The 23,612-nt window shown below is 58.2% G+C and carries 21 protein-coding genes and 1 pseudogene; 15 read left to right on the forward strand and 7 right to left on the reverse strand.

All coding sequences use genetic code 11. The features are described from left to right. Window positions 1-80: 80 nt before the first annotated feature. A pseudogene (locus ACX3YD_RS05270) lies at window positions 81-1,112 on the reverse strand (HAMP domain-containing protein); the annotation flags it as partial. Between the two features lie 187 nt (window positions 1,113-1,299). Here ACX3YD_RS05270 and ACX3YD_RS05275 point away from each other — a divergent pair. After that, a complete protein-coding gene (locus ACX3YD_RS05275) occupies window positions 1,300-2,781 on the forward strand; it encodes a helicase HerA-like domain-containing protein (protein WP_458959412.1) in 1,482 nt (493 codons plus the stop codon). Window positions 2,782-2,837: 56 nt separating this feature from the next. Here ACX3YD_RS05275 and ACX3YD_RS05280 read toward each other — a convergent pair whose 3' ends face one another. Then, on the reverse strand, window positions 2,838-3,293 hold the full coding sequence (locus ACX3YD_RS05280) for a DUF721 domain-containing protein (protein WP_047532534.1): 456 nt from the start codon (window positions 3,291-3,293) through the stop codon (window positions 2,838-2,840). Between the two features lie 308 nt (window positions 3,294-3,601). Here ACX3YD_RS05280 and secA point away from each other — a divergent pair, with 308 nt between their 5' ends. The 4 genes from secA to ACX3YD_RS05300 all read left to right on the forward strand — a co-directional run bounded on the left by secA (window position 3,602) and on the right by ACX3YD_RS05300 (window position 9,394). Next, the gene (gene secA / locus ACX3YD_RS05285) at window positions 3,602-6,337 is read left to right on the forward strand and encodes a preprotein translocase subunit SecA (protein WP_047532533.1); all 2,736 of its coding nucleotides are present in this window, start codon (window positions 3,602-3,604) and stop codon (window positions 6,335-6,337) included. Between the two features lie 119 nt (window positions 6,338-6,456). Further along, entirely contained in the window at window positions 6,457-7,674 is a 1,218-nt protein-coding gene (argJ, locus tag ACX3YD_RS05290; protein ID WP_103403964.1) for a bifunctional glutamate N-acetyltransferase/amino-acid acetyltransferase ArgJ, read from the forward strand. Window positions 7,675-7,820: 146 nt separating this feature from the next. Further along, entirely contained in the window at window positions 7,821-8,453 is a 633-nt protein-coding gene (locus ACX3YD_RS05295) for a glutathione S-transferase family protein (RefSeq protein WP_458959413.1), read from the forward strand. Next, a complete protein-coding gene (locus ACX3YD_RS05300) occupies window positions 8,450-9,394 on the forward strand; it encodes a Nudix family hydrolase (RefSeq protein WP_458959414.1) in 945 nt (314 codons plus the stop codon). The genes ACX3YD_RS05295 and ACX3YD_RS05300 overlap by 4 nt, the downstream gene beginning before the upstream one ends. Before the next feature lie 64 nt (window positions 9,395-9,458). On the opposite strand, the gene ACX3YD_RS05305 is transcribed toward ACX3YD_RS05300, so the two are convergent. Genes ACX3YD_RS05305 through ACX3YD_RS05315 form a run of 3 tightly spaced genes read right to left on the reverse strand, consistent with a single transcriptional unit; the run spans window position 9,459 to window position 13,042 of the window. Next, the gene (locus ACX3YD_RS05305) at window positions 9,459-10,040 is read right to left on the reverse strand and encodes a cob(I)yrinic acid a,c-diamide adenosyltransferase (protein WP_103403967.1); all 582 of its coding nucleotides are present in this window, start codon (window positions 10,038-10,040) and stop codon (window positions 9,459-9,461) included. A gap of 2 nt (window positions 10,041-10,042) precedes the next feature. Beyond that, entirely contained in the window at window positions 10,043-12,079 is a 2,037-nt protein-coding gene (locus ACX3YD_RS05310; protein WP_047532523.1) for a sensor histidine kinase, read from the reverse strand. A 45-nt stretch (window positions 12,080-12,124) separates the two neighbouring features. Continuing rightward, window positions 12,125-13,042 carry a putative 2-dehydropantoate 2-reductase gene (locus ACX3YD_RS05315; protein WP_103403968.1) on the reverse strand — a complete coding sequence of 306 codons (918 nt, stop codon included), beginning with the start codon at window positions 13,040-13,042 and terminating at the stop codon, window positions 12,125-12,127. A 134-nt stretch (window positions 13,043-13,176) separates the two neighbouring features. Between ACX3YD_RS05315 and ACX3YD_RS05320 the strand changes: the two genes are divergently transcribed. Together ACX3YD_RS05320 and ACX3YD_RS05325 are read left to right on the forward strand one after the other, a co-directional pair. Next, a complete protein-coding gene (locus tag ACX3YD_RS05320) occupies window positions 13,177-13,662 on the forward strand; it encodes a YajQ family cyclic di-GMP-binding protein (RefSeq protein WP_047532521.1) in 486 nt (161 codons plus the stop codon). 136 nt (window positions 13,663-13,798) lie between these two features. Then, complete coding sequence (locus ACX3YD_RS05325) at window positions 13,799-14,641, forward strand: mechanosensitive ion channel family protein (RefSeq protein ID WP_047532520.1); 843 nt, start codon at window positions 13,799-13,801, stop codon at window positions 14,639-14,641. 224 nt (window positions 14,642-14,865) lie between these two features. On the opposite strand, the gene ACX3YD_RS05330 is transcribed toward ACX3YD_RS05325, so the two are convergent. Continuing rightward, complete coding sequence (locus ACX3YD_RS05330) at window positions 14,866-16,155, reverse strand: OprD family porin (RefSeq protein ID WP_458959415.1); 1,290 nt, start codon at window positions 16,153-16,155, stop codon at window positions 14,866-14,868. Between the two features lie 911 nt (window positions 16,156-17,066). Here ACX3YD_RS05330 and ACX3YD_RS05335 point away from each other — a divergent pair. Together ACX3YD_RS05335 and ACX3YD_RS05340 are read left to right on the forward strand one after the other, a co-directional pair. Further along, complete coding sequence (locus ACX3YD_RS05335) at window positions 17,067-17,492, forward strand: HIT domain-containing protein (RefSeq protein WP_458960385.1); 426 nt, start codon at window positions 17,067-17,069, stop codon at window positions 17,490-17,492. Window positions 17,493-17,495: 3 nt separating this feature from the next. Continuing rightward, on the forward strand, window positions 17,496-17,702 hold the full coding sequence (locus ACX3YD_RS05340) for a SlyX family protein (RefSeq protein WP_047532516.1): 207 nt from the start codon (window positions 17,496-17,498) through the stop codon (window positions 17,700-17,702). Between the two features lie 66 nt (window positions 17,703-17,768). Here ACX3YD_RS05340 and ACX3YD_RS05345 read toward each other — a convergent pair whose 3' ends face one another. Further along, the gene (locus ACX3YD_RS05345) at window positions 17,769-18,371 is read right to left on the reverse strand and encodes a cold-shock protein (protein WP_047532515.1); all 603 of its coding nucleotides are present in this window, start codon (window positions 18,369-18,371) and stop codon (window positions 17,769-17,771) included. 309 nt (window positions 18,372-18,680) lie between these two features. Here ACX3YD_RS05345 and ACX3YD_RS05350 point away from each other — a divergent pair, with 309 nt between their 5' ends. From ACX3YD_RS05350 to ruvC, 6 genes are all read left to right on the forward strand, one after another. Next, the gene (locus ACX3YD_RS05350; protein ID WP_458959416.1) at window positions 18,681-19,151 is read left to right on the forward strand and encodes a Dps family protein; all 471 of its coding nucleotides are present in this window, start codon (window positions 18,681-18,683) and stop codon (window positions 19,149-19,151) included. A 271-nt stretch (window positions 19,152-19,422) separates the two neighbouring features. Continuing rightward, complete coding sequence (locus ACX3YD_RS05355) at window positions 19,423-19,761, forward strand: ribbon-helix-helix domain-containing protein (RefSeq protein WP_458959417.1); 339 nt, start codon at window positions 19,423-19,425, stop codon at window positions 19,759-19,761. Window positions 19,762-19,896: 135 nt separating this feature from the next. Then, entirely contained in the window at window positions 19,897-20,118 is a 222-nt protein-coding gene (locus ACX3YD_RS05360; protein ID WP_007977333.1) for an FmdB family zinc ribbon protein, read from the forward strand. Window positions 20,119-20,228: 110 nt separating this feature from the next. After that, on the forward strand, window positions 20,229-22,004 hold the full coding sequence (gene aspS, locus ACX3YD_RS05365) for an aspartate--tRNA ligase (RefSeq protein ID WP_458959418.1): 1,776 nt from the start codon (window positions 20,229-20,231) through the stop codon (window positions 22,002-22,004). Between the two features lie 120 nt (window positions 22,005-22,124). Beyond that, window positions 22,125-22,871 carry a YebC/PmpR family DNA-binding transcriptional regulator gene (locus tag ACX3YD_RS05370; RefSeq protein ID WP_047532511.1) on the forward strand — a complete coding sequence of 249 codons (747 nt, stop codon included), beginning with the start codon at window positions 22,125-22,127 and terminating at the stop codon, window positions 22,869-22,871. 147 nt (window positions 22,872-23,018) lie between these two features. After that, entirely contained in the window at window positions 23,019-23,543 is a 525-nt protein-coding gene (gene ruvC / locus ACX3YD_RS05375; RefSeq protein ID WP_034149140.1) for a crossover junction endodeoxyribonuclease RuvC, read from the forward strand. Window positions 23,544-23,612: the final 69 nt, after the last annotated feature.

A 23,612-nucleotide genomic window follows, 5' to 3' on the forward strand; every position in this document is an offset into this window, starting at 1 on the left:
GCCGCGACGACCCGCAACGCGACTTCGTTGACCTGCCCGCTGGCCGAACACACTTCGCGGATCGAACCGTGAATGCGCTCTACAAAGCGGTTGAAAGCGGTGCCAAGGATGCCGAACTCATCGTGGTTCACAATGGTCAGGCGTTTGGTCAGGTCACCTTCGCCGTCGGCAATATCGGCCATGGCGCGAGTCATGACGTGCAACGGCTGGATCAGGATGCGGATCAGCATGCCCAGCAGGGCGATGATGATCGCCACGGCAATGACGGTGGCAACGACTGCCGAGGCGCGGAACTCGCTGAGCGTGGAAAAGGCTTTGTCCTTGTCCACGGATAAACCGATGTACCAGTTCACCGACGATAATCCTTTGATCGGGGTGAAGGTCATGATGCGGGTTTTGCCATCGACCTGGATTTCGCTCAGGTCGCTGCTGATGGCAGGCGTCTCCTGCGGGTAAACATCCTTGAGCGATTTCATCACCATCGATTTGTCGGGGTGGACCAGGATCTTGCCGTCCGAGCTGACCAGAAAGGCGTAGCCCATGCCGCCGAAGTCCAGCGCGTTAAGCGTGTCGGCGATCACTTGCAAACTCAAGTCGCCGCCGACGACACCGATGTTTTGTCCGTCCTTGATCACACTGTCGACGATGGAAATCACCAGTTGGCCAGAGGCCAGATCAATATACGGTTCAGTCAATGCAGGGCCATTCGCGCTTTGCGCACTTTTGTACCAGGGGCGAGCGCGCGGGTCATAGCCATCGGGCATCTTGCTGTCCGGACGGATCATGAAAGAACCATCCTTGTTGCCCAGATAGGCGCCCATGAACGTCGACGTCACCGCTTTCTGCACAAGCAGATTGGAAACGTTGCCGGTATCAGGGTTCAGAGCGACGGTTTGCGACAGGTTTTCGATCAACAAGCTGCGACCGGCCAGCCAGGTCTGGATGTTGTTGGCAGTGACCCTGCCCATCTCCTGCAGATTATTGCCCAGGTCCCTTCGAATGGCGTTGCGCTGTAAGTAGTCGTTGTACAGCGTGAATGAGGCGAAGGCAGTAATGACGACGAGCGCGGCGGCAAGCAGGATTTTATGGCTGAAACGCAGATTTTTGTTCATGACTTAGGGGTCCGCTAAGGTCTTAATGTACAGCGCGTGCTTTTATAAAGAGACGCAAAATGTGCAAGGTTCAAAGCAAGTGATATTTCCGCCGCTCCTTAGAGAAATTTCTTACAGATTGTGTCTGTGTGCTTTGTAGTTATTTCTATCGGCCGTGTAGGACCAAAGATTAACCATGGGTGACCAAATGTCTGAGTCATTGCAAATCGTTATCGGCGCCGATCCCGCGGGGCAGCCGATCACCCAGGCCATGCGCCTGGCCAATCGCCACGGTTTGATCGCGGGCGCCACCGGGACAGGCAAGACCGTTACCTTGCAACGCATGGCCGAAGCCTTCAGTGACGCCGGTGTAGCGGTATTCGCCGCCGATATCAAAGGCGACCTGTGTGGCTTGGGCGCCGCCGGCAATCCCCAGGGCAAAATCGCCGAGCGGATCGCCGGCATGCCCTGGCTGAACCACAAGCCTCAGGCTTATCCGGTAACGCTGTGGGATGTTCACGGTCAGTCCGGTCATCCATTGCGCACGACCTTGAGCGAAATGGGGCCGCTGTTGTTGGGCAGTTTGCTCGAATTGACGGATAGCCAGCAGTCGGCGCTGTACGCCGCCTTCAAGGTCGCGGACCGCGAAGGCCTGTTGCTGCTGGACCTGAAAGACTTGAAGGCGCTGCTCAATCACCTCAAGGACAATCCGGCGTTGCTCGGCGACGACGCGGCGTTGATGACCACCGGGTCCAGTCAGGCGCTGTTGCGGCGCCTGGCGATCCTGGAACAGCAGGGCGCCGAAGCGCTGTTCGGCGAACCGGCGCTGAAACTCGAAGATATTCTGCAACCGGGTGCCGATGGGCGCGGACGTATTCATTTGCTCGATGCCAGTCGTCTGGTTCATGAAGCGCCGAAGGTTTATGCGACTTTCCTGTTGTGGCTGTTGGCTGAATTGTTCGAGCAATTGCCGGAGCGCGGCGATGCGGATAAACCGCTGCTCGCGCTGTTCTTCGACGAGGCACACTTGTTGTTCGCCGGTACGCCCAAGGCATTGCAGGATCGTCTGGAACAAGTGGTGCGGCTGATTCGCTCGAAAGGTGTCGGCGTGTATTTCGTCACCCAATCGCCGGGTGACCTGCCGGATGACGTACTGGCGCAGTTGGGTTTGCGCATCCAGCACGGCTTGCGCGCATTCACCGCCAAGGAGCAGAAATCCTTGCGGGCGGTGGCCGAGGGCTTCCGGCCGAACCCGGCGTTCGATGCCCTGTCGGTGCTGACCGAGCTCGGGATCGGCGAGGCGCTGGTCGGCACCTTGCAGGACAAGGGCACGCCGGAGATGGTCCAGCGGGTGATGGTGGCACCACCGCAATCGCGGATCGGGCCGCTGAGTGAAGCCGAGCGCGCGGCATTGATTGCCAGCTCGCCATTGCAGGGGCGATATGACAAACCGATCGATCGCGAATCGGCTTATGAAGTGCTAATGGGGCGCAAAGGCCTGGCGCCTGAAGCTGTACCCGGCAAGCCGGCTCCGCAAGAGCCAAGCTTCACCGAACAGGCCGGCGAATTCCTCGGCACGGCGGCAGGGCAGGCGCTGAAGTCGGCGATGCGCCAGGCGGCGAACCAGTTGGGACGGCAACTGGTGCGCGGGTTGATGGGATCATTATTAGGCGGCAGCAAACGCCGCTGATTTGAGTCAGCGCGTAAAAACGGTGGGAGCGGGCTCGCTCCCACATTGGTTTTTTATCAACCCTTGGGCCTGGCGTGCGCCGCCAATCGTTCCAGCGCGGCCCGCAGGTTCGGGTCGCTGATGCCGTCGGCTGTCGCCTGAATGGTGGCGGCGGCATCGTTGGACAAATCCATGGTATGCCCGGCGGCACCTTGCTGAACCGTAGGTGGTTGCACCTTGAACAGGATTCGCGTGAGGTTGGTGAACTCGTCGAACATCTGCAATTGCCGCTGCAGGCGCTTTTGTTGATAACGCAGTCGAGTGGCCCAATGACCGTCGGTGACAATCAGCAACAAACTGCCTTCGCGCCACGACGCTACATGACAATGCTCGCGGGCGGCCGGTTGCAGTTGGCTTTCCAGCAGCCGCTGCAGATGTCCAAGGCGTTGAGCGTGGCCGAGGATGGCCTTGAGCGGTTTGGCTTCGCGAAGCAGGACGGCGGGTGCTCTGGCCGTAAGAGGGCGAAATGCCATGATCAGACACCTGAAGTAACAGAGCCGCCATGGTAGCAGAAAGCACCGGATGCACCTGCCCCATTGCTTTTATGCAGGGTTTGCCCATTAAATCAACAAGTAACTTCTGTCGCCTATGGCTTGAAGTTCAGCCATTTGCCCCTATTTTAAGTGAGCCCCGTCACAGCGCTGTGCCAGCATCGTGGAATAACGCCACTTTCCTCACCATCGTTTCCGGGTAGAATGCTCGTTCGCATGCGGCCATGAGGGCTGCACGGGCGACTCACGGGGCCGCCCTCCATCCCTTTAGTGTGGAAGATCCTGCCGATATGTTTGCGCCTTTGTTAAAGAAACTTTTTGGAAGCAAGAACGAGCGTGAAGTCAAACGCATGCTCAAGACGGTGCAACTCGTCAATGCCTTCGAAGAGCAAATGGTGGCCCTTTCGGACGATCAATTGCGTGCCAAGACAGATGAGTTCAAGGCCCGCATCGCCAAAGGGGAAACCCTCGACAAGCTGCTGCCAGAAGCCTTTGCGGTCGCCCGCGAAGCCGGTAAGCGCGTCATGGGTATGCGCCACTTCGACGTCCAGCTGATCGGCGGCATGACCTTGCATGAAGGCAAGATCGCCGAGATGCGCACCGGTGAAGGCAAGACCCTGGTGGCGACACTGGGCGTTTACCTCAACGCATTGTCAGGCAAGGGCGTGCACGTTGTGACGGTGAACGACTACCTGGCTCGCCGCGACGCCAACTGGATGCGCCCGCTTTATGAATTCCTCGGCCTGACGGTCGGCGTGGTCACGCCGTTCCAGCCGCCGGAAGAGAAGCGCGCCGCCTACGCCGCCGACATTACCTACGGCACCAACAACGAATTCGGTTTCGATTACCTGCGCGACAACATGGCGTTCAGCATGGAAGAAAAATTCCAGCGTGAACTCAATTTTGCCGTGATCGACGAAGTCGACTCCATCCTCATCGACGAAGCCCGTACGCCGCTGATCATTTCCGGTCAGGCCGAGGACAGCTCCAGGCTGTACATCGAGATCAACAAGTTGATCCCGCAGCTGGAGTTGCATGTCGAGGAAGTCGAAGGCGAAGTCACCAAGGCCGGTCACTACACCGTTGACGAGAAGACCCGCCAGGTAGAGCTCAACGAAGCCGGTCACCAGTACGTCGAAGAAACCCTCACCCGCATCGGCCTTCTGGCTGAAGGCGAGAGCCTGTACTCGGCGCACAACCTGAGCCTGTTGACTCACGTGTATGCCGGTCTGCGTGCGCACAAACTGTTCCATCGCAACATCGAATACATCGTGCAGGATGGCCAGGTTGTCCTGGTCGACGAACACACCGGTCGTACCATGCCGGGCCGTCGTTTGTCCGAGGGTCTGCACCAGGCCATCGAAGCCAAGGAAAACCTCAACATTCAGGCCGAAAGCCAGACCCTGGCGTCGACCACGTTCCAGAACTACTTCCGTCTGTACAGCAAACTGTCCGGCATGACCGGTACGGCCGACACCGAAGCGTTCGAATTCCACCAGATCTATGGCCTCCAGGTCATGGTCATTCCACCGAACAAGCCGTTGGCCCGTAAGGATTACAACGACCTGGTGTTCCTGACCGCCGACGAGAAATACGCGGCAATCGTCGCCGACATCAAGGAAAGCATGGCTGCCGGTCGTCCGGTGCTGGTGGGTACTGCGACCATCGAAACGTCCGAGCACATGTCCAGCCTGCTCGTGAAGGAAGGCATCGAACACAAGGTCCTGAACGCCAAGTTCCACGAAAAAGAAGCCGAGATCATCGCCCAGGCCGGTCGCCCAGGCGCACTGACCATCGCCACCAACATGGCCGGTCGTGGTACCGACATCCTGTTGGGCGGCAACTGGGAAGTGGAAGTGGCTTCGCTGGAAGACCCGACCCCTGAGCAGATTGCCCAGATCAAGGCCGACTGGCAGAAGCGTCACCAGCAAGTGCTCGAGTCGGGCGGTTTGCAGGTGATCGCGTCCGAGCGTCACGAATCGCGCCGTATCGACAACCAGTTGCGTGGTCGTGCCGGTCGTCAGGGGGATGCCGGTTCCAGCCGTTTCTACCTGTCTCTGGAAGACAGCCTGATGCGCATCTTCGCCTCTGACCGGGTGAAAAACTTCATGAAAGCCCTGGGCATGCAGCCTGGCGAAGCGATCGAGCACCGCATGGTGACCAACGCCATCGAAAAGGCGCAGCGCAAGGTTGAAGGTCGCAACTTCGATATTCGCAAGCAACTGCTCGAGTTCGACGACGTCAACAACGAACAGCGTAAAGTGATCTATCACATGCGTAACACGTTGCTGGCCGCCGACAACATCGGTGAAACCATCGCCGACTTCCGTCAGGACGTGCTCAACGCCACCGTCAGCGCGCACATTCCACCGCAATCGCTGCCGGAGCAGTGGGACGTGGCCGGTCTGGAAGCCGCCTTGCAGAGCGACTTCGGCGTGGCGCTGCCGATCCAGCAATGGCTCGACGAAGACGATCACCTGTACGAAGAAACCCTGCGCGAGAAGCTGATGCAGGAACTCGTGGCGGCGTACAACGAGAAAGAAGACCAGGCGGGCGCCGAGGCGCTGCGTACTTTCGAGAAGCAAATCGTTCTGCGCGTGCTGGACGACCTGTGGAAAGACCACCTGTCGACCATGGATCACCTGCGTCACGGTATCCACCTGCGTGGCTATGCCCAGAAGAACCCGAAACAGGAGTACAAGCGCGAGTCGTTCACGCTGTTCTCCGAACTGCTCGATTCGATCAAGCGCGATTCGATCCGTGTGCTGTCCCACGTTCAGGTTCGTCGCGAAGATCCGGCCGAAGAAGAAGCCCGTTTGCGTCAAGAGGCTGAAGCACTGGCGGCGCGCATGCAGTTCCTGCATGAAGAAGCACCAGGTCTGGAGCAGCCGGAAGCGTTGGGTGAGGAGGTCGATGTGGCCCTGGCCACCGCACCGGTGCGCAGTGAGCAGAAGCTGGGCCGTAACGAGCTGTGCTACTGCGGTTCGGGCAAGAAATTCAAGCATTGCCACGGGCAGATTCAGTAACCCCGTTTCAAACGCTGAAATACCCGCGCCGCGACCGGCTCCTGCCGTCGCGGCGTTTTGCCATTTACACCACCGCTCTTCCTGAAGCGGTGCACACATCATCTATAAGGAGCGCATTCATGGCTGTTGGTCTTGGTCCTTTGCCAACGTTGCACCCGGTTGCCGGTTTTGAACTCGGTATTGCCTCGGCCGGTATCAAGCGCCCGGGGCGCAAGGATGTTGTGGTCATGCGCTGTGCCGAAGGTTCGACCGTCGCCGGCGTGTTCACCCTCAACGCCTTTTGCGCGGCACCGGTGATCCTGGCCAAGCAGCGCGTGCAAGGCCCGGTACGCTACCTGTTGACCAACACCGGCAATGCCAACGCCGGTACCGGCGAACCCGGCCTTGCCGCCGCCGCGCGCACGTGTGCCAAACTGGCCGAGCTGGCAGGTGTGGATGCCAGCCTGGTGCTGCCGTACTCCACCGGTGTGATCGGCGAGCCACTGCCGGTCGAGAAAATCGAAGGCGCGCTGCAAGCCGCCCTCGACGACCTGTCGGTCAATAACTGGGAAGCCGCTGCCACCGGCATCATGACCACCGATACCCTGCCCAAGGGTGCCAGCCGTCAGTTCCAGCATGACGGCGTGACCATCACCGTCACCGGCATCAGCAAAGGCGCGGGCATGATCCGCCCGAACATGGCGACCATGCTGGGCTACATCGCCACCGACGCCAAAGTCTCCCGCGATGTGTTGCAAAACCTGTTGCTGGACGGCGCCAACAAGTCGTTCAACCGTATCACCATCGATGGCGACACTTCGACCAACGACTGCTGCATGCTGATCGCCACTGGTCAGGCCGCGCTGCCGGAAATCACACGCGCTGAAGGCGAGTTGTTCGCCAAGTTGAAACAAGCCGTGTTCGAAGTGTGCATGGAAGTGGCCCAGGCGATCGTGCGCGACGGTGAAGGCGCGACCAAGTTCGTCACCGTTGAAGTCAACGGCGGCGCTAATCACCAGGAGTGCCTGGACGTTGGTTACACCGTGGCCCACTCGCCGCTGATCAAGACTGCATTGTTTGCTTCCGATCCGAACTGGGGTCGTATCCTCGCCGCCGTTGGCCGCGCGGGTGTACCGAATCTGGACGTGAGCAAGATCGACGTGTTCCTCGGCGACGTGTGCATCGCCAGCCGTGGCGCGCGCGCCGCGACTTACACCGAAGCCCAGGGCGCGGCGGTGATGCAGCAGGAAGAGATCACCATCCGTATCGAACTGGGACGTGGCGATTGCAGCGAAACCATCTGGACCACCGACCTGTCGCATGAGTACGTGAAGATCAACGCCGAGTACCGTACTTAAGATCGCGTCGACCCCATCGCGAGCAGGCTAGCGTCCACATCGGATTTGTGTAAACCCGAACAACTGTGGGAGCTAGCCTGCTAGCGATGGCGGCCTGCCAGTCACTGGCTAGACTGGCCTGTCCCCTTCATCAAAAGGTCCCGAACATGAGCCTTCACCTGATCATTGGCGACAAACTGCTTTCCTCCTGGTCCCTGCGCGGCGCCCTGGCTCTCGACCTGACCGGTGCCCCCTATACCGAGGAGCTGATCAAGCTCAACCAGCCGGACACCCGCGATCGGCTGCTCAAGCATTCGCCGACCGGCAAAGTACCCCTGCTCAAAACCGAACACGGCACCATTGCCGATTCGCTGGCGATTGCCGAGTACCTGGCAGAACAGTTCCCGGATGCCGATCTTTGGCCCAAGGACGTCGCCGCCCGTGCTCAGGCGCGTTCGGCGTGCGCACAGATGCATGCCGGGTTCTTCGCCATGCGCGGCAACATGCCATTCGACCTGAGCCGTGATGCGCCGCTGTCGCCGGTTCCGGCCGACGTGCAGGCGGACATTGAACGCATGTCCGCGTTGTGGGCCGAGTGCCGCGCAGCCGCGACGGAAAGCGGGCCGTACCTGTTTGGTCGGGCCACCCTGGCCGACGCGTTTTTTGCGCCCATCGCCGTGCGCCTGTGCACCTATCAGGTGAAGCTGTCCGCAGCTGACGAAGCCTATGTTCAAACCATCTACCAATGGCCAGCCTTCAAGGCCTGGCAGAAGGCCGGACTGGAGGAAATCAAGCGGTGAAACGAGTACACGTAGCCGCCGCCGTTATCCGTGATAGCAGCGGCAAGATTCTCATCGCTCGCCGTGCCGACACCCAGCATCAGGGGGGGCTGTGGGAATTCCCTGGTGGCAAGGTCGAAGCTGGCGAGTCCGTTGAAACGGCTCTTGGTCGCGAGCTTCACGAAGAACTGGGCATTGTCGTCGACGTCGCGCGACCGCTGATCAAGGTTCAACACGACTATCCGGACAAGCAAGTATTGCTGGATGTCTGGGAAGTCTCGGCGTTCACCGGCGAACCTCATGGTGCCGAAGGTCAGCCTTTGGCCTGGGTGACCGCCCGTGAGCTCTCGAATTACGAGTTTCCTGAGGCCAATCGACCTATCGTCGCCGCTGCCCGTTTGCCCGAGCAATACCTGATCACCCCGGAGGATCTGGAAACCCCGGCCTTGTTGAGGGGGATCCAGAAAGCCATCGCGGGCGGCATCAAGCTGATCCAGCTGCGCGCACCGAACGGTTACGACCCCAAGTATCGTGATCTGGCTGTGGACGCGGTGGGACTGTGCGCCGGCAAGGCGCAATTGATGATCAAGGGCCCATTCGAATGGCTGGGAGATTTCCCTTCCGCCGGTTGGCACATTACCTCGGCGCAGCTGCGCAAATACGCAGCGGCCGGTCGTCCGTTGCCGGCGTCGCGCTGGTTGGCGGCGTCCTGCCATAACGCCGAAGAACTGGCGCTGGCCGAAGAGATGGGCGTGGACTTCGTGACCCTGTCGCCGGTGCAGCCGACCCTCACTCATCCGGGCGCCCAACCGCTGGGTTGGGAACAGGCCTCGACCTTGATCGACGGTTTCAGCAAACCGGTGTTCCTGCTCGGTGGCGTTGGGCCTGCGGAGGTTCAGAAGGCTTGGGCGGCGGGTGCGCAAGGTGTGGCCGGGATTCGGGCGTTTTGGCCTGAGGCTTGATTATGCAGTGATGCTGCCGACCTCTTCGCGGGCTTGCCCGCGAAGAGGGCCTAATAGGCGACGACTAAACTTCAGGTTTCGCCGCGGGCTGCCAAAGAATCTCCGCAACCCCCTGACGCCGAGCAATCACCCGCGCCATCACAAACAGCAAATCCGACAATCGATTGATGTATGCGAGCCCCACTCCGGCCAGCGGTTCAAGCGCGTTCAAGTGCTGGCAGCGGCGCTCGGCACTGCGAGCCAGGCTGCGGCAGACGTGAGCCTGGGCAATCAGCATCGAACCGCCCGGCAGAATGAAATTCTCCAGCGGCCCCAGCTCCTCGTTCCACACATCGATCGCCGCTTCCAGGCGTTCAATTTCTGCGGCATTCAACGCTTGATACTCCGGCATTGCCAGTTCGCCGCCAAGGTCAAACAGTCGGTGCTGACAGGGCGCCAATACCTCGACCACTTCTTTCAACCCCGGATGCTCGGCGCTTTGCGCGGCCAGTCCGGCCAGTAACACACCCACCTGACTGTTGAGCGTATCGACCTCGCCTATGGCCTCTATTCGTGGATGGTCCTTGGGCACGCGGCGGCCGTCGCCCAGACCGGTTTCGCCTTTGTCGCCGGTGCGGGTGTAAATCTTCGACAAGCGAAAGCCCATGGTTACCTCGATAGCTGATTGAGTTCTTGAGAGACGAGCGGGGTGCCCGCCAATGGCAGGCGCAGGGTGAAGCAGGTACCTTGGCCCAGGGTCGATTGCACTTCCATCTGACCCTTATGGTTGTTGGTGATGATGAAGTACGAGACGGACAAGCCGAGACCGGTGCCCTGACCAATTTCCTTGGTGGTGAAGAAGGGTTCGAACGTACGTTTGCGCACGCTTTCGCTCATGCCGACGCCGTTGTCTTCGACCTGGATTTCGGCCCAGGGCGGATTCAGCCTGGTACGCAGAATGATCCGTCCCGGTTCGCTGTCGTCTTCGCGCTGGTGAATGGCTTGGGCGGCGTTTTTCAGCAGGTTGAGCAGCACCTGCTCCAGCTCGTTGGCAGTGCCGGGCACCGGGCCCAGCGCCGGGTCGAACTGGCGAATGATTGCCTGGCCCTTGAAATCGAAACCGATCGCCAGGTCGAAGTCGTTACCGGCGATTTCCACGGCTTGATCGATCAGCGCCGGTAGATCGCAAGGGGCCATTTGTCGGGTACTGCGGCGACTGAAACTGAGCATGTGGGTCACGATTTTTGCCGCTCGGGCGCCGGCTTGCTGAATGCCGTCGAGCAACTGCGGCACTTCGCGGGCTTGCAGGTAGTCATTGACCGTCGACAGTTCGACGCCGACCTGTTCGGCCTGCTCAAGGTTCTTCGGCAAATCGGGGGACAGGCGTCGACGAATGTTCTGCACGTTATGCAGGATCGCGCCCAAAGGGTTGTTGATCTCGTGGGCCATACCGGCGGCAAGGCCACCGACAGACAGCATTTTCTCCGACTGCACCATCATTTCTTCCAGGGACAGGCGCTGGGTGATGTCGTCGATCCGGATCACCACCCCACGCCCGGCGCCGCCCATCAGTGGGTAGAAGGTCAGGGCGTAGTGCTTGGGTTCATCGTCCTTGACCCAGGTCACGCGTTCGATCTTGGCCACGGTGTGTTGTTCGACGGTTTGCTTGAGTTGTGGGAGAAACGGCTTGAGCGGTTCGAAAGCGAGAAAAATTGGCTGGTTCAAGGCTTCATCGAGGCGCGTGCCGGAGAGGGCGCTGGCTTCCTGGTTCCACTGCGTGACGTAGAGCTGCTCGTCGAGGGCGATCAGGGCCGACGGCATGGAGTCGATGATGCTGTTGAGATAATTCTGAAAGCCGGTGAGTTTCTTCTCGATCTTGCTGCGCACCTGGACTTCGAGCTCCAGTTTGCGGTTGGTGTGCCGGGTTTCTTCAGCCAGCCCCTGAGCCTGGTCATAAGCGGCCTGAGAATCATCCCGCGCCCGCTTGAGTTGCTGCTCCCGGGCCTCGATGCGCGAAAGCATGGTGTTGAACGCTTCAGCGAGACTGCCGATTTCATCGTGATTTCCACGCGAGGCGCGCAAGGCGTAGTTCTCTTCCCGCGTCACTTGCCGGGAGAGTTCTTCGAGTTCGTGGATCGGCCGGGTAATCAGGCGTTTGATTTGCCGGGCGATCACCATCCACAGCAGCACGCTGAAGATCAGAATCCCGAGACTGGCGGTCAGGGTGCCGGTATAGAACGCCATCGGCAGTTCGCTGCTGGCCACCAGCAGCAAGTGGCCGGGGTCAGTCCCGGGACGGGGCAGGGTGATCACTTGATTGCTGCGAAACTCGGTGGCTTGCCAGGCTTCGATGTGCCGGTAACGCTCGGGCAGGTTCAGGTGGTCGCCATGCTGTAGCTGTGCCAGACGTACACCCTTGCCGTCATAGAGCGCGGCTGCCCGCAGCGGGGAATAGCTGTTGAGTTCATTGAGCAGGCGCTCGGCGTTTTGTGGCGATTGCAAGGCATCGGCCACCAGGCTCGGGTTGGACACCAGTCGACCAATGGTCTGCAGGGCCTGCGGGGCCATGCTTTCCTGGGAAATGTAATACGCGGCGCTGATAAAGGTCAGGTTGGCGACCAGCAGGACGGTGGTTAACAGCACCAACAGGGCGGCCAGTAGTTTCTGGCCGACAGGAAGGTTTTCAAGGCGCTGGCGCAATGGCATCAGGTTTATCGCTGCAAAGGAACAAGTGGCCAGCGTAGCCGCTGCTCAGTCGCTGGGCAATCCAAGGCTTTTCAGATGGGTGACCAGGCGCTGTTGCAGTTGATTGAGGTGCGGCAGGTTGAGCTTGTGCCTGTCCGACGCCTTGCAGGCGTAACCCAGCAAGTAACCGATTTCGGTGCGACGTCGATTGTTCACGTCCTGATGCATCGAAGAGTAGTTGGCAGCGGTGGCGTGGATCACCCGTTCCACCTCTTGCTGCAGGTTCTCGGCCGCCGCCGGCTGGCCACAGCGCTCAAGCAATTCGGTCAGTTCGCCGCAAAGGGTAGCGACTTCACAGTGATGCTCCAGCAGACCGCCATTTCGGCAATCGTGCAGCACCGTCAGCGGATTGATCGCGCAGTTGAGCGCCAGTTTGCGCCACAGTCTGGTCAGAATATCGGTGCTCCACTCATGGGGAATACCGGCGGCGCTCAAGTCCTCGAGCCAGATCGGCGCGACTGGATGGCCAACATCGCCAAGCCAGGTGAATCCATGACCGGCGAACACCACACGCCAGTCGCCGTCGCGGAAGGCGCCTTCGGTGCTTGATGCATAAATGCAGCGTGCCTGTGGTACCTGCGCTGCGACGGCGTCCTGACTGCCCAGGCCGTTCTGCAGGAGAATCAGCTCTGCACCGGGAGCCAGGCGTGATGCGACTTGCGCCACGGCTTTTTCAGCGTCGTAGGCTTTGCAGGCGATCAACAGGCGATTGATCGGCTCGATACTGTCAGGAGTTTCGGCGGGCACCGGGTAGTGCCGCGCCTCTCCGTGTTCGACCAGTGTCAGCCCGCCTGCCGTTTCGTAAGCCTGCAAGCGCGCGGTATCCCGCAAGATCAGCCGCACCGGCACTGCGGCCCGAGCCAGGCGCGTCGCCCACAACGTGCCAAGGCTTCCGGCCCCCAGGACATGCCAGGTTGTGGACATCAGCTTTTTGCTCTGTTTAAGGCGCGCATGGAAGGCTCACAGTGAATGATGGGAAAGACCCGTTATAATCAGCGCGGATTTTTACCGCAAGCCAGGTGTGCTTCATCGGCGCGCCCATTTATTGGAGAAATTACATGCCGTCGTTCGACGTGGTATCCGAACTGGACAAACACGAAGTCACCAACGCGGTCGAAAACGCCGTCAAGGAACTCGATCGTCGTTATGACCTGAAAGGCAAAGGCAGCTTCGAGTTCAAGGAAAAGGACCTGACCGTCAACCTGACCGCCGAAGCGGATTTCCAGCTGGAAGCGATGATTGAGATCCTCAAGCTGTCGCTGGTCAAGCGCAAGATCGACGTGCAATGCCTTGAAGTCAAGGATGCCTTTGCATCGGGCAAGTTGATGAAGCAGGAAGCCGTCCTCAAGGAAGGTATCGACAAAGAGCTGGCGAAGAAAATCGTCGCTCACGTCAAAGACGCCAAACTCAAGGTCCAGGCCGCCATTCAGGGCGAGCAAGTGCGCATCACCGGCAAGAAGCGTGATGACCTGCAGGAGGCCATTGCAGTGCTGCGGGCCAAGGAATTCGGCATGCCGCTGCAGTTCAACAACTTCCGCGACTGACGTAGCAAGCGGGAACCTCTCGGCGTTTTCGGCGTCCGAGGCCCAAGCAACGGTAGAAACGATTGCCCCTGAGGGGACGGTCATTTCTACCGTTTATTTTTCGTGTGCCGGATGGCCGGAAATCAGGAGAAAATAGATGGATTTGAATGCTGAAGTAGACAACCTGGTCAAGGTATCCCAGGCCTGGATCCCGATGATCATGGAATACGGCAGTCGTGTGCTGCTGGCAGTGATCACCCTGGCCATTGGCTGGTGGCTGATCAACAAGGTCACGCAAAAGCTCGGCGGTCTTTTGGCCCTGCGCAATGCGGATCTGGCCCTGCAAGGGTTCATCAGTAGCCTGGCGAATATCATTCTCAAGATACTGCTGATCGTCAGCGTGGCGTCGATGATCGGTGTGGAAACCACTTCGTTCGTGGCTGCGATCGGTGCGGCGGGTCTGGCCATTGGTCTGGCGCTGCAGGGCAGTCTGGCGAACTTTGCCGGTGGTGTGCTGATTTTGCTGTTCCGGCCTTTCCGAATCGGTGACTGGATTGAAGCTCAAGGTGTCGCCGGTACTGTCGACAGCATCCAGATCTTCCACACCGTGTTACGAACAGGTGACAACAAGACGATTATCGTGCCAAACGGCAATCTGTCGAACGGCATCATCACCAACACCAATCGCCAGCCGACCCGCAAAGTAGTGTTCGACGTTGGCGTGGATTACGAAGCAGACTTGCAAAAGGCCCGTCAAGTCTTACTGGACCTGGCCAAGGATCCGCGTGTTTTGACGGACCCCGCGCCTCAGGCGGTCATTTCGACCTTGGGTGACAGTTCGATCACTGTTTCCCTGCGAGTGTGGGTCAAAACGGCAGATTATTGGGACGTAATGTTCATGTTTAATGAACAGTCCCGTGATCGATTGAAAAAGGCTGGCATCGATATTCCATTTCCACAACGGGTTGTTCGTGTGGTTCAGGAAGCGGCAGTGCAGTAAGCCATACCAACTTAGTTGGTTATTTGTTCCGTTAGTGGCACTGGGCCCAAGAGGATAATTGCCTCTTGGGCTTTTTTGTGAGTTTTGATCAGTTCATTGAAAAAAAGACTGATGTTATGAAATGAAGTTGTTTGCTGGTTTTTCATGAATATGGCAGGCATAAAAAAACCGCCCACCTGAAGAGGTGGGCGGTTTTTTACAGTACTTGCTGTGTTACACCCGGATTAGAGGATGCTCAGCGGGTACTCAACAATCAGACGTACGTCGTTGTTGTCAGCAGTGTAGTCAGCGTTGTAGGCACCGTTTGCACGGTAAATCGCGCTACGCAGACGGAACGACAGGTCCTTGGCTGGACCTTCTTGCAGGACGTACTTGGTTTCGAAGTTGAACTCGTGTTCCTTACCTTCGGTGCCTGCAGTCGTTTCGATGTTGTCGCCGTATACGTAGCGAGTCATGAAGCTCAGACCAGGTACGCCATAGGTGGCCATGTTCAGGTCGTAACGAGCCTGCCAGGATTTCTCTTCGCGACCGATGAAGTCGGAGATCTGGATGGAGTTCGATACGAAAATGGTGCTGTTACCGTCAACGCCATACAGGTAGTTGGTGTCACCGGACGATTGCTGGTAAGCGAGGGTGAATTTATGTGCACCCAGGCTGTAGGCAGCTGCAAGGCTCCACAGTTTGTTGTCGAGCTTGCCGTACAGCGCCTGGCCCTGATCCTTGGTGCGATAGGCGTTGAGGTCGAAGTTCAGCGACTGAGAGTCATTGATCGGAAGGGTGTAGTTGGCGTTGAGGTATTGTTTCTTGAAGTAGTCATCAACGTCGGATGCAGCGAGCCCGGCTACGAAGTTATCGGTGAACTGGTAGGTTGCGCCAGCGATGTTGGCACTGGTCAGGCCCGGGGTGTGCTTCCCGTTGATACTGTCCTTGCCCATGCCAGTTTGCGAGCTCAGAGCAGTGAAACGACCGGCGCTGAGTTCAAGACCTTTGATTTCCTTGCTGGTAATCAGAGTGCCTTCAGCGACTTCTGGCAGCAGACGGCTGTCATCGGTAGCAAATACAGGGCTGGCAACGAATTGACGACCGTATTTGAGGGTGGTGTCGGAGAGGCGGAACTTAACGGCTGCGCCGCTTTTGCCCTGGCTCTTTTCCGGGTTACCGTCGCTGTCAGTGGCGAACAGGCCGTTACCGGCACGACCGGCTCCGCCGTCGAGTTTGGCGGTACCCATTACCATGGCATCGAGGCCGACGCCGACAGTGCCTTGGGTGTAGCCCGATTCGTAGTTCAGCAGTTGGCTGATACCGGTGTCTTGGCGGTAGCCCGAAGCACCGCCAGAAGTGCTGTTGCTCGCGCCATTTCTGAAATCGCGGTTCATGTATTCAAGACGGGTTTTCAGTTTCAGGCTCGAATCTTCGACGAAACCCTTGGCGTCGTCCTGGGAAGACGCTACTGCGAACTGCGAGGTACCAGCTGCAACAGCCAGTGCGATCATGCTCCACTTCATCACGCGCATCGTGATTTGCTCCTTTGGTTTTTAGAAGAGTACTGCCGTCCCACCTGTTTTATTATCTGGGCGGCTCTTTCTTTTTGTGTCGGCGCAAACTTATATCACGCCGACAATGTTGGCGATACTTGCGCATCTAACCTTTCAGCTTCTTTACGACCCTGTCGCAAACGGCTTGCTAGATGTCGCAAATTTACAGCCCCGATGCAACAGGACGGACAACTTTAATGCTGTTTCTGGGCTTGAGCATCGGTAAAAAGAGTCCCTGGTGAAACGTTTGAATCTCCATCGGGCTACCTGCCACTGTTTTTTTTTGGTCTCAAGGTTCCCGCTTCCAGCGGTGTCCTCATAGACGATGTGGGTGCTAATGCAACAAATGTGCACAAACCAGCTTTTTGCTGATCTTTTTTTCTGAATGCCTGCCTGGTGCGCCAAAACCTCATAAAACCGGGGGGTTCATGCTTCCGTTATTCGTGCTTGACGCCATGGTTTGCATCGTGTTGATCGCGATGTACGGCGGCGTGACAACCAAAAACGTTACCGGTTCACCCCGTCAGTGGGTAAATGGCGGATGTCGAAGCATTCAGCGTAGACGCATTGTGCGGTTTTGGTGCAAATAATTTTATGCGCTGTACTGAATTCGTACAGTTACGCGTTTGTCACGCCCTGAACGGATAGGTATTTGCTGGTCATTTCGCTATTCGTTTTGCTGGCATCGGGTCAGTAATGGTGCGTTTCACCATGAAATGTCTCATCTCGGGGCGCGCGTCGGCCCTTTGCAGGCTCTCGGGCGGGCTTCGGCAATGGTTGCTCGTGAAGCCGGCGACATTCGCAGGTATGCTGCCGACCAGTCGCTTGGTGCGCGATCTTTCGGGGTGGGCGCTAAGCTGAAAATTGATGACCAGGCGGGAGTGCACTCAGTGTTCGCTTTAGATCCACGACTTCAACAAGACACGTTGCCGATTGGCGATTTCCCGCTATGTCGGTTGCTGTTGTCCAATGATTCGAATTATCCCTGGTTCATCCTGGTCCCTCGTCGCGACGATATCAGTGAGATATTTCAGTTGGATGTCGCCGATCAGTTGCGGCTCTGGCAAGAAACCACTGCGCTGGCCGAGGTGCTCAAGGACTCGTTCGGCGCCGACAAGTTGAATGTCGCGGCCTTGGGCAACGTTGTCAGCCAGTTACACATGCATGTGATCGTGCGCAAGCGTGAGGACGCCGCCTGGCCGGCTCCGGTCTGGGGCAAGCACCCGGCCATACCCTACAGTGCCGAGCAGGTCGAGGCGATTCGAGATCGGCTGCGTCTGGTGCTGACCAGTAATTTTTCGTTCGTGGAGGGCTGAATCATGAGCCTGGAAGATCGCATTACCGATCTGGAGAGCCAGTTGGCGTTTCAGGATGACACCATTCAGGCATTGAATGATGTGGTGGCGGCACAGCAGCGTGCGGTTGAGCGCCTGCAACTGCAAATGGCCGCATTGCTCAAGCGCCAGGAAGAAATGGCCGGCCAGTTCGAGTCGTTCGAGGAAGAGGCGCCACCGCCACATTATTAAGGCCCAGGCGCCGGCAATAAAAAACCGCGAACAACCTGGCTGTTCGCGGTTTTTTTATGCCTTGAATCAGCGTCGCGGCAGAGCGGCGATCACATCTTCGGCTTGTAGGCCCTTGTCACGGTTCATGACGGAGAACTCCACGCGCTGGCCTTCGACCAGGACGCGGTGGCCTTCACCGCGAATGGCCCGGAAGTGCACGAAAATATCGTCACCGGAGTCGCGGGAAATAAAGCCGAAGCCTTTCGACGTGTTGAACCACTTGACGGTGCCGGTATCGCGGTTGCTCATGTCATAGCCAGGCGAAGTGGTGGCCGGTGACGATTTGTAAAAACTGACCGCCAGGTGCAAAACAACGGCAATCAGGGCAGCGACCAGGCTGAACAGAACGGCAGGTTGACCGGCGATCACCGGCATCGGTGCGATCAGCGTCAGTGTTTGCAGGACAACAGCCAGAACCAGCAGGGCGCTGACCAGGTTCTGCAATTGATGGCGCGGGCCTTTGTTCCAGTAAGGGATAACAGGAGCGAGAGTAAGGTTTAGCAGGCCGAAAAAGGCCAGGTACAGTGCGTCGGGTTGTTGCAGGTAAGGTACGGCTTCGGATCGCAGGCTAGGGATGAAGGACAGCAGCAGAGCCGCTGCGCCCATTAGCAGGTGGACGATTTTCAACATTTTGATTAACTCACGTTAAGACGGATCACAAGGAAGAGCTGATCGAGCACGGTTCGCTTCAGAACAATAAGAGGCGTTGGGCACGTACCCGTTGTCAGCCTATGCGCGGCGCCCGGAAAATATAGGCGTCAGCGACACACCGCCTATTTAACAGCAAAGCCAGTAGCTACTCAAATCAGGGAGTCCAGCGGTGCATGGGCGGCGATTTTTAGTGGGGTGAAAAGGGGAGGCAGGGCTGCAGCGGGGGGAGGGCTTGCTAGAGTGATTCTGCACCTGTCGGATGAATTTCGTCACCTCTAGGGGAAAAACATGGCAATCGATATCGGAATCAGTGAAGAGGACCGCAAGTCCATCTTCGATGGATTGTCGAGGCTGCTGTCGGACACTTACGTACTTTATTTGAAAACCCATAACTTCCATTGGAACGTCACCGGTCCCATGTTTCGGACCCTGCATTTGATGTTCGAGGAGCAATACAACGAGCTGGCACTGGCGGTCGACTTGATTGCCGAGCGAATTCGCGCACTCGGATTTCCGGCGCCTGGTGCCTATTCAGTCTATGCGCGCCTGTCTTCCATTAAGGAAGAAGAAGGTGTTCCTGCCGCCGAGGACATGATCAGGCAATTGGTCGAAGGCCAGGAAGCAGTCACACGTACGGCTCGAGGCATCTTTCCATTGCTGGAAAAAGTCAGTGACGAGCCCACGGCTGACCTGCTGACCCAGCGTATGCAGGTTCATGAGAAGACCGCGTGGATGCTGCGCTCACTGCTGGCTGAGTAACTCATTCTGTGCGCGGACGACACCCGGCGGGTGTCGTCCGCGCGCTGTCTTGTCTTTTTTCGGCAATACGCCCTGATGCTGGAATGACCCTTGTACTTGGGGGCGTAGGAAAAAGCACGGAGTAGGACGCTCTCCATGATCTGCCTTCAGTTGTTGGCTTATCCTACGTGGATGGTCATAAAGTCATCTGGATATAACTTTGCCCTCGCGGTTTTATAAGCACACAAATTGCGCTTATGAAAGCCCGGAATGGCAAAGGAGTGTCAACGGTATGGATTATGAGGACAGGCGAAACGAGCAGAGGAGCGGTCCGCTCACAGGCAAAAGGATTGATCCGTTTGTCAGCGAATTCGATATGGGGCTGGCCCGGCCCTTGTCCCGGTCGGTGCGGCTCAATGGCTTCGCCACCTGTTTGCGGCTTGAGCAGGTTTACTGGGATATCCTGGGCGATATGGCCAGGATGAACTGTTGTTCGGTCAGTGCATTGTTGTCCCACGTGGATCGCGAAGTGCATTTGCGTCATGGAGGGGTGAAGAATTTCAGCGGTCTGGTGCGTGTTGTCTGTGTCGTGCACAGTCGCAAGGAAGGGCGTTGCATGGTGATGGCCTGACTGTCTCAGTGGAACAGCGGTGTGTCGATCTGTGCAGTCTTACGGCTGCACAGGCTGCATTTAATGGATATAATCCCGCGCTTTGCCGTAAAACCGAGTGTAGACGGTAGCAATCTGATCACCGAGACAACCCTCATGCCGATGTACGATTATCAATGTGCTTCCTGTGGTCATCAGTTGGAAGCCATTCAAAAGATCAGCGACGCACCGCTGGTCGACTGCCCTGCATGCCAGGCGCCAGAGCTTAAGAAGATGCTGTCCATGCCGGGTTTCCGCCTGAGCGGTACTGGCTGGTACGAAACCGATTTCAAGACCGGTTCCAAGAAGAATCTGGCCGGCGGCGACAAAGCTGACTAGGGTCTGGACCTGAGTTGAACGACACGTGCGAGCCCTTGCATCATATGCCGACTGGTATATACGCAGGGCCTCCAACCGAATTTCGAATTACGAGAAGTGAAACCACGACCATGATGCGCAGCCATTATTGCGGCCAACTGAACGAAAGCCTGGACGGCCAGGAAATTACCCTTTGCGGATGGGTCCACCGTCGCCGTGACCACGGTGGGGTGATTTTCCTCGATATCCGTGATCGTGATGGTCTGGCCCAGGTCGTATTCGATCCGGACCGCGCTGAAACCTTCGCCGCCGCCGACCGCGTGCGCAGCGAGTATGTCGTGAAGATCACCGGTAAGGTTCGCCTGCGTCCGGCCGGTGCTACCAACGCCAACATGGCGTCGGGCATGATCGAAGTCCTCGGCTACGAACTGGAAGTGCTGAACGAGTCGGAAACCCCGCCGTTCCCGCTCAACGAGTTCTCCGACGTTGGCGAGGAAACCCGCCTGCGCTATCGCTTCCTTGACCTGCGTCGCCCGGAAATGGCCGAGAAGCTGCGTCTGCGTTCGCGCATGACCACCAGCATTCGTCGCTACCTGGACGAAAACGGTTTCCTCGACGTCGAGACGCCGATCTTGACTCGCGCCACCCCTGAAGGCGCGCGCGACTACCTGGTGCCGAGCCGTACCCACGCCGGTTCGTTCTTCGCCCTGCCTCAATCGCCGCAGCTGTTCAAGCAACTGCTGATGGTCGCCGGCTTCGATCGTTACTACCAGATCGCCAAGTGCTTCCGCGACGAAGACCTGCGTGCCGACCGTCAGCCGGAATTCACCCAGATCGACATCGAGACCAGTTTCCTCGATGAAAAAGACATCATGGGCCTGACCGAAGGCATGATCCGCAACCTGTTCAAGGAAGTGCTGGATCTGGAGTTCGGTGAGTTCCCGCACATGACCTTCGAAGAGGCCATGCGTCGTTACGGTTCCGACAAGCCGGACCTGCGTAACCCGCTGGAACTGGTTGACGTTGCCGATCAGCTCAAGGAAGTCGATTTCAAGGTGTTCAGCGGCCCGGCCAACGACCCGAAATGCCGCATCGCCGCCTTGCGCGTTCCTGGCGGTGCCAGCATGCCACGCAAGCAAATCGACGATTACACCAAGTTTGTCGGCATCTACGGCGCCAAGGGCCTGGCGTACATCAAGGTCAACGAGCGCGCCAAGGGTGTCGAAGGCCTGCAGTCGCCAATCGTGAAGAACATCCCTGAAGCCAACCTCAACGTGATTCTCGATCGCGTCGGTGCGGTCGACGGCGACATCGTGTTCTTCGGCGCCGACAAGTCGAAGATCGTCAGCGAAGCCCTGGGTGCTCTGCGGATCAAGCTCGGCCACGACCTGGACCTGCTGACCTGCAAGTGGGCGCCAATGTGGGTCGTCGACTTCCCGATGTTCGAAGAAAACGACGACGGCAGCTTTAGCGCCTTGCACCACCCGTTCACCGCGCCGAAGTGCACCCCGCAAGAGCTGGAGGCCAACCCGGCAGCCGCTCTGTCCCGCGCCTACGACATGGTTCTGAACGGTACCGAGCTCGGTGGTGGTTCGATTCGTATTCACCGCAAAGAGATGCAACAGTCGGTGTTCCGTCTGCTGGGGATCAACGAAGCCGAACAGGAAGAGAAATTCGGCTTCCTGCTCGACGCCCTGAAGTACGGCGCGCCGCCGCACGGTGGCCTGGCTTTCGGTCTGGACCGCCTGGTGATGCTGATGACCGGCGCCCAGTCGATCCGTGAAGTGATTGCTTTCCCGAAAACCCAGAGCGCGGCGGATGTCATGACTCAGGCGCCGGGGCAGGTGGATGCCAAGGCATTGCGCGAACTGCATATTCGTCTGCGCGAAACGCCTAAGGCTGAGTAAGACTGGCCTGAAGGGCGCATCTTCGGATGCGCCTTTTCTTTATAAGGGTCGAAATTTTTTTTGCCGGCCGACGCGACGCCGCGTGGCGGGTAATGTGTCAAAGAGAATTCGGAGCGAGTTATGGCAGGTCATTCCAAGTGGGCGAACATCAAGCACCGCAAAGAACGTCAGGATGCCAAGAGAGGCAAGATTTTCACCAAGTGGATTCGTGAGCTGACCGTCGCGGCCCGTCAGGGTGGCGGTGATCCGGGCTCCAACCCGCGTTTGCGCCTGGCCCTGGACAAGGCCCTGGGTGCGAACATGAGTCGCGATATCATTGATCGGGCCATTGCCCGAGGCACCGGTGCGGCAGACACTGACGATGTGGTCGAGTTGACCTATGAAGGTTACGGCCCGGGTGGTGTAGCGGTGATGGTCGAGTGCATGACCGACAACCGCAACCGCACGGCGGCGGCGGTACGCCATGCGTTCAGCAAGTGCGGCGGCAACCTGGGTACCGACGGTTCGGTCGCCTACCTGTTCGAGCGCAAGGGTCAGATCTCCTTTGTGCCTGGCGTTGATGAAGACGCACTGATCGAAGCGGCCATGGAGGCTGATGCCGATGACGTGGTGACCAATGAAGATGGTTCCATCGACGTGTTCACCTCGTTTGCCGGTTTCTATTCCGTGCGTAACGCGCTGGAAGCGGCCGGGTTCAAGGGTGATGACGCGGAAATCGTCATGCTGCCGACCACCAGCGCCGAGCTGGATCTGGAAGGCGCCGAGAAAGTCCTCAAACTGATCGACATGCTCGAAGACCTGGATGACGTACAGAACGTTTACTCCAACGCGGATATTCCAGAGTCGGTGGCCGCACAGCTCGGTTGATTTTGCCTTTGTAGGAGCGAGCCTGCTCGCGATGAGCCCGAGAGCGGCGCGCTAATTCAGTTAGCCCGCGTCATCGTTCGCGTCCATCGCGAGCAAGCTCGCTCCTACAGGTTCGACACTTGGTTTTTTTCAATACCCGCAGGCGTTATGACTTTAATTCTAGGTATCGACCCCGGTTCGCGTATCACCGGTTATGGCGTGGTGCGCGATACCGGCCGAGGCTGCGTTTACGTGGCGTCGGGCTGCATTCGCACGGGGTCGGGCGAGTTGCATGAGCGCCTGCAAATCGTTTATCGCGGCGTTCGCGAGGTCATCCAGACCTACGGTCCGGTGACCATGGGCATCGAGAAGGTGTTCATGGCACGTAACGCCGACTCGGCTTTGAAACTCGGACAGGCTCGCGGCGCGGCCATTGTCGCTGGTGCCGAAGAAAACCTGGAAATTGCCGAATACACCGCAACCCAGGTCAAGCAAGCGGTAACCGGGACGGGCGGGGCGAACAAAGAGCAGGTGCAAATGATGGTCATGCATATGCTGAAGCTGACCAGCAAGCCGCAAATCGATGCCTCGGATGCCCTGGCCATTGCCATTTGCCATGCTCACACCCGTTCCAGCCTGTTGCCCCATGGTCTGGGCACGGCACGCAGTCGTGGCGGGCGCTTGCGTCTCTGATAGCATCAACAGTCAATTTTATGGAATGAAGGTTTTTCGCCTGTGTCGTCGGCGCAAAATCCTTGTTCT

It is taken from the genome of Pseudomonas fluorescens group sp. PF-1, from assembly GCF_054481335.1.

Excerpts from the sequence above, each read along its gene's own strand:
- ruvC (WP_034149140.1), top strand. The coding sequence starts at position 23,019 with ATGACTTTAATTCTAGGTATCGACCCCGGTTCGCGTATCACCGGTTAT.
- ACX3YD_RS05320 (WP_047532521.1), top strand. The coding sequence starts at position 13,177 with ATGCCGTCGTTCGACGTGGTATCCGAACTGGACAAACACGAAGTCACC.
- ACX3YD_RS05340 (WP_047532516.1), top strand. The coding sequence starts at position 17,496 with ATGAGCCTGGAAGATCGCATTACCGATCTGGAGAGCCAGTTGGCGTTT.
- ACX3YD_RS05325 (WP_047532520.1), top strand. The coding sequence starts at position 13,799 with ATGGATTTGAATGCTGAAGTAGACAACCTGGTCAAGGTATCCCAGGCC.
- ACX3YD_RS05315 (WP_103403968.1), bottom strand. The coding sequence starts at position 13,042 with ATGTCCACAACCTGGCATGTCCTGGGGGCCGGAAGCCTTGGCACGTTG.
- ACX3YD_RS05280 (WP_047532534.1), bottom strand. The coding sequence starts at position 3,293 with ATGGCATTTCGCCCTCTTACGGCCAGAGCACCCGCCGTCCTGCTTCGC.
- ACX3YD_RS05360 (WP_007977333.1), top strand. The coding sequence starts at position 19,897 with ATGCCGATGTACGATTATCAATGTGCTTCCTGTGGTCATCAGTTGGAA.
- ACX3YD_RS05295 (WP_458959413.1), top strand. The coding sequence starts at position 7,821 with ATGAGCCTTCACCTGATCATTGGCGACAAACTGCTTTCCTCCTGGTCC.
- ACX3YD_RS05345 (WP_047532515.1), bottom strand. The coding sequence starts at position 18,371 with ATGTTGAAAATCGTCCACCTGCTAATGGGCGCAGCGGCTCTGCTGCTG.
- secA (WP_047532533.1), top strand. The coding sequence starts at position 3,602 with ATGTTTGCGCCTTTGTTAAAGAAACTTTTTGGAAGCAAGAACGAGCGT.
- ACX3YD_RS05350 (WP_458959416.1), top strand. The coding sequence starts at position 18,681 with ATGGCAATCGATATCGGAATCAGTGAAGAGGACCGCAAGTCCATCTTC.
- ACX3YD_RS05305 (WP_103403967.1), bottom strand. The coding sequence starts at position 10,040 with ATGGGCTTTCGCTTGTCGAAGATTTACACCCGCACCGGCGACAAAGGC.
- argJ (WP_103403964.1), top strand. The coding sequence starts at position 6,457 with ATGGCTGTTGGTCTTGGTCCTTTGCCAACGTTGCACCCGGTTGCCGGT.
- ACX3YD_RS05310 (WP_047532523.1), bottom strand. The coding sequence starts at position 12,079 with ATGCCATTGCGCCAGCGCCTTGAAAACCTTCCTGTCGGCCAGAAACTA.
- ACX3YD_RS05330 (WP_458959415.1), bottom strand. The coding sequence starts at position 16,155 with ATGCGCGTGATGAAGTGGAGCATGATCGCACTGGCTGTTGCAGCTGGT.
- ACX3YD_RS05355 (WP_458959417.1), top strand. The coding sequence starts at position 19,423 with ATGGATTATGAGGACAGGCGAAACGAGCAGAGGAGCGGTCCGCTCACA.
- ACX3YD_RS05275 (WP_458959412.1), top strand. The coding sequence starts at position 1,300 with ATGTCTGAGTCATTGCAAATCGTTATCGGCGCCGATCCCGCGGGGCAG.
- aspS (WP_458959418.1), top strand. The coding sequence starts at position 20,229 with ATGATGCGCAGCCATTATTGCGGCCAACTGAACGAAAGCCTGGACGGC.
- ACX3YD_RS05370 (WP_047532511.1), top strand. The coding sequence starts at position 22,125 with ATGGCAGGTCATTCCAAGTGGGCGAACATCAAGCACCGCAAAGAACGT.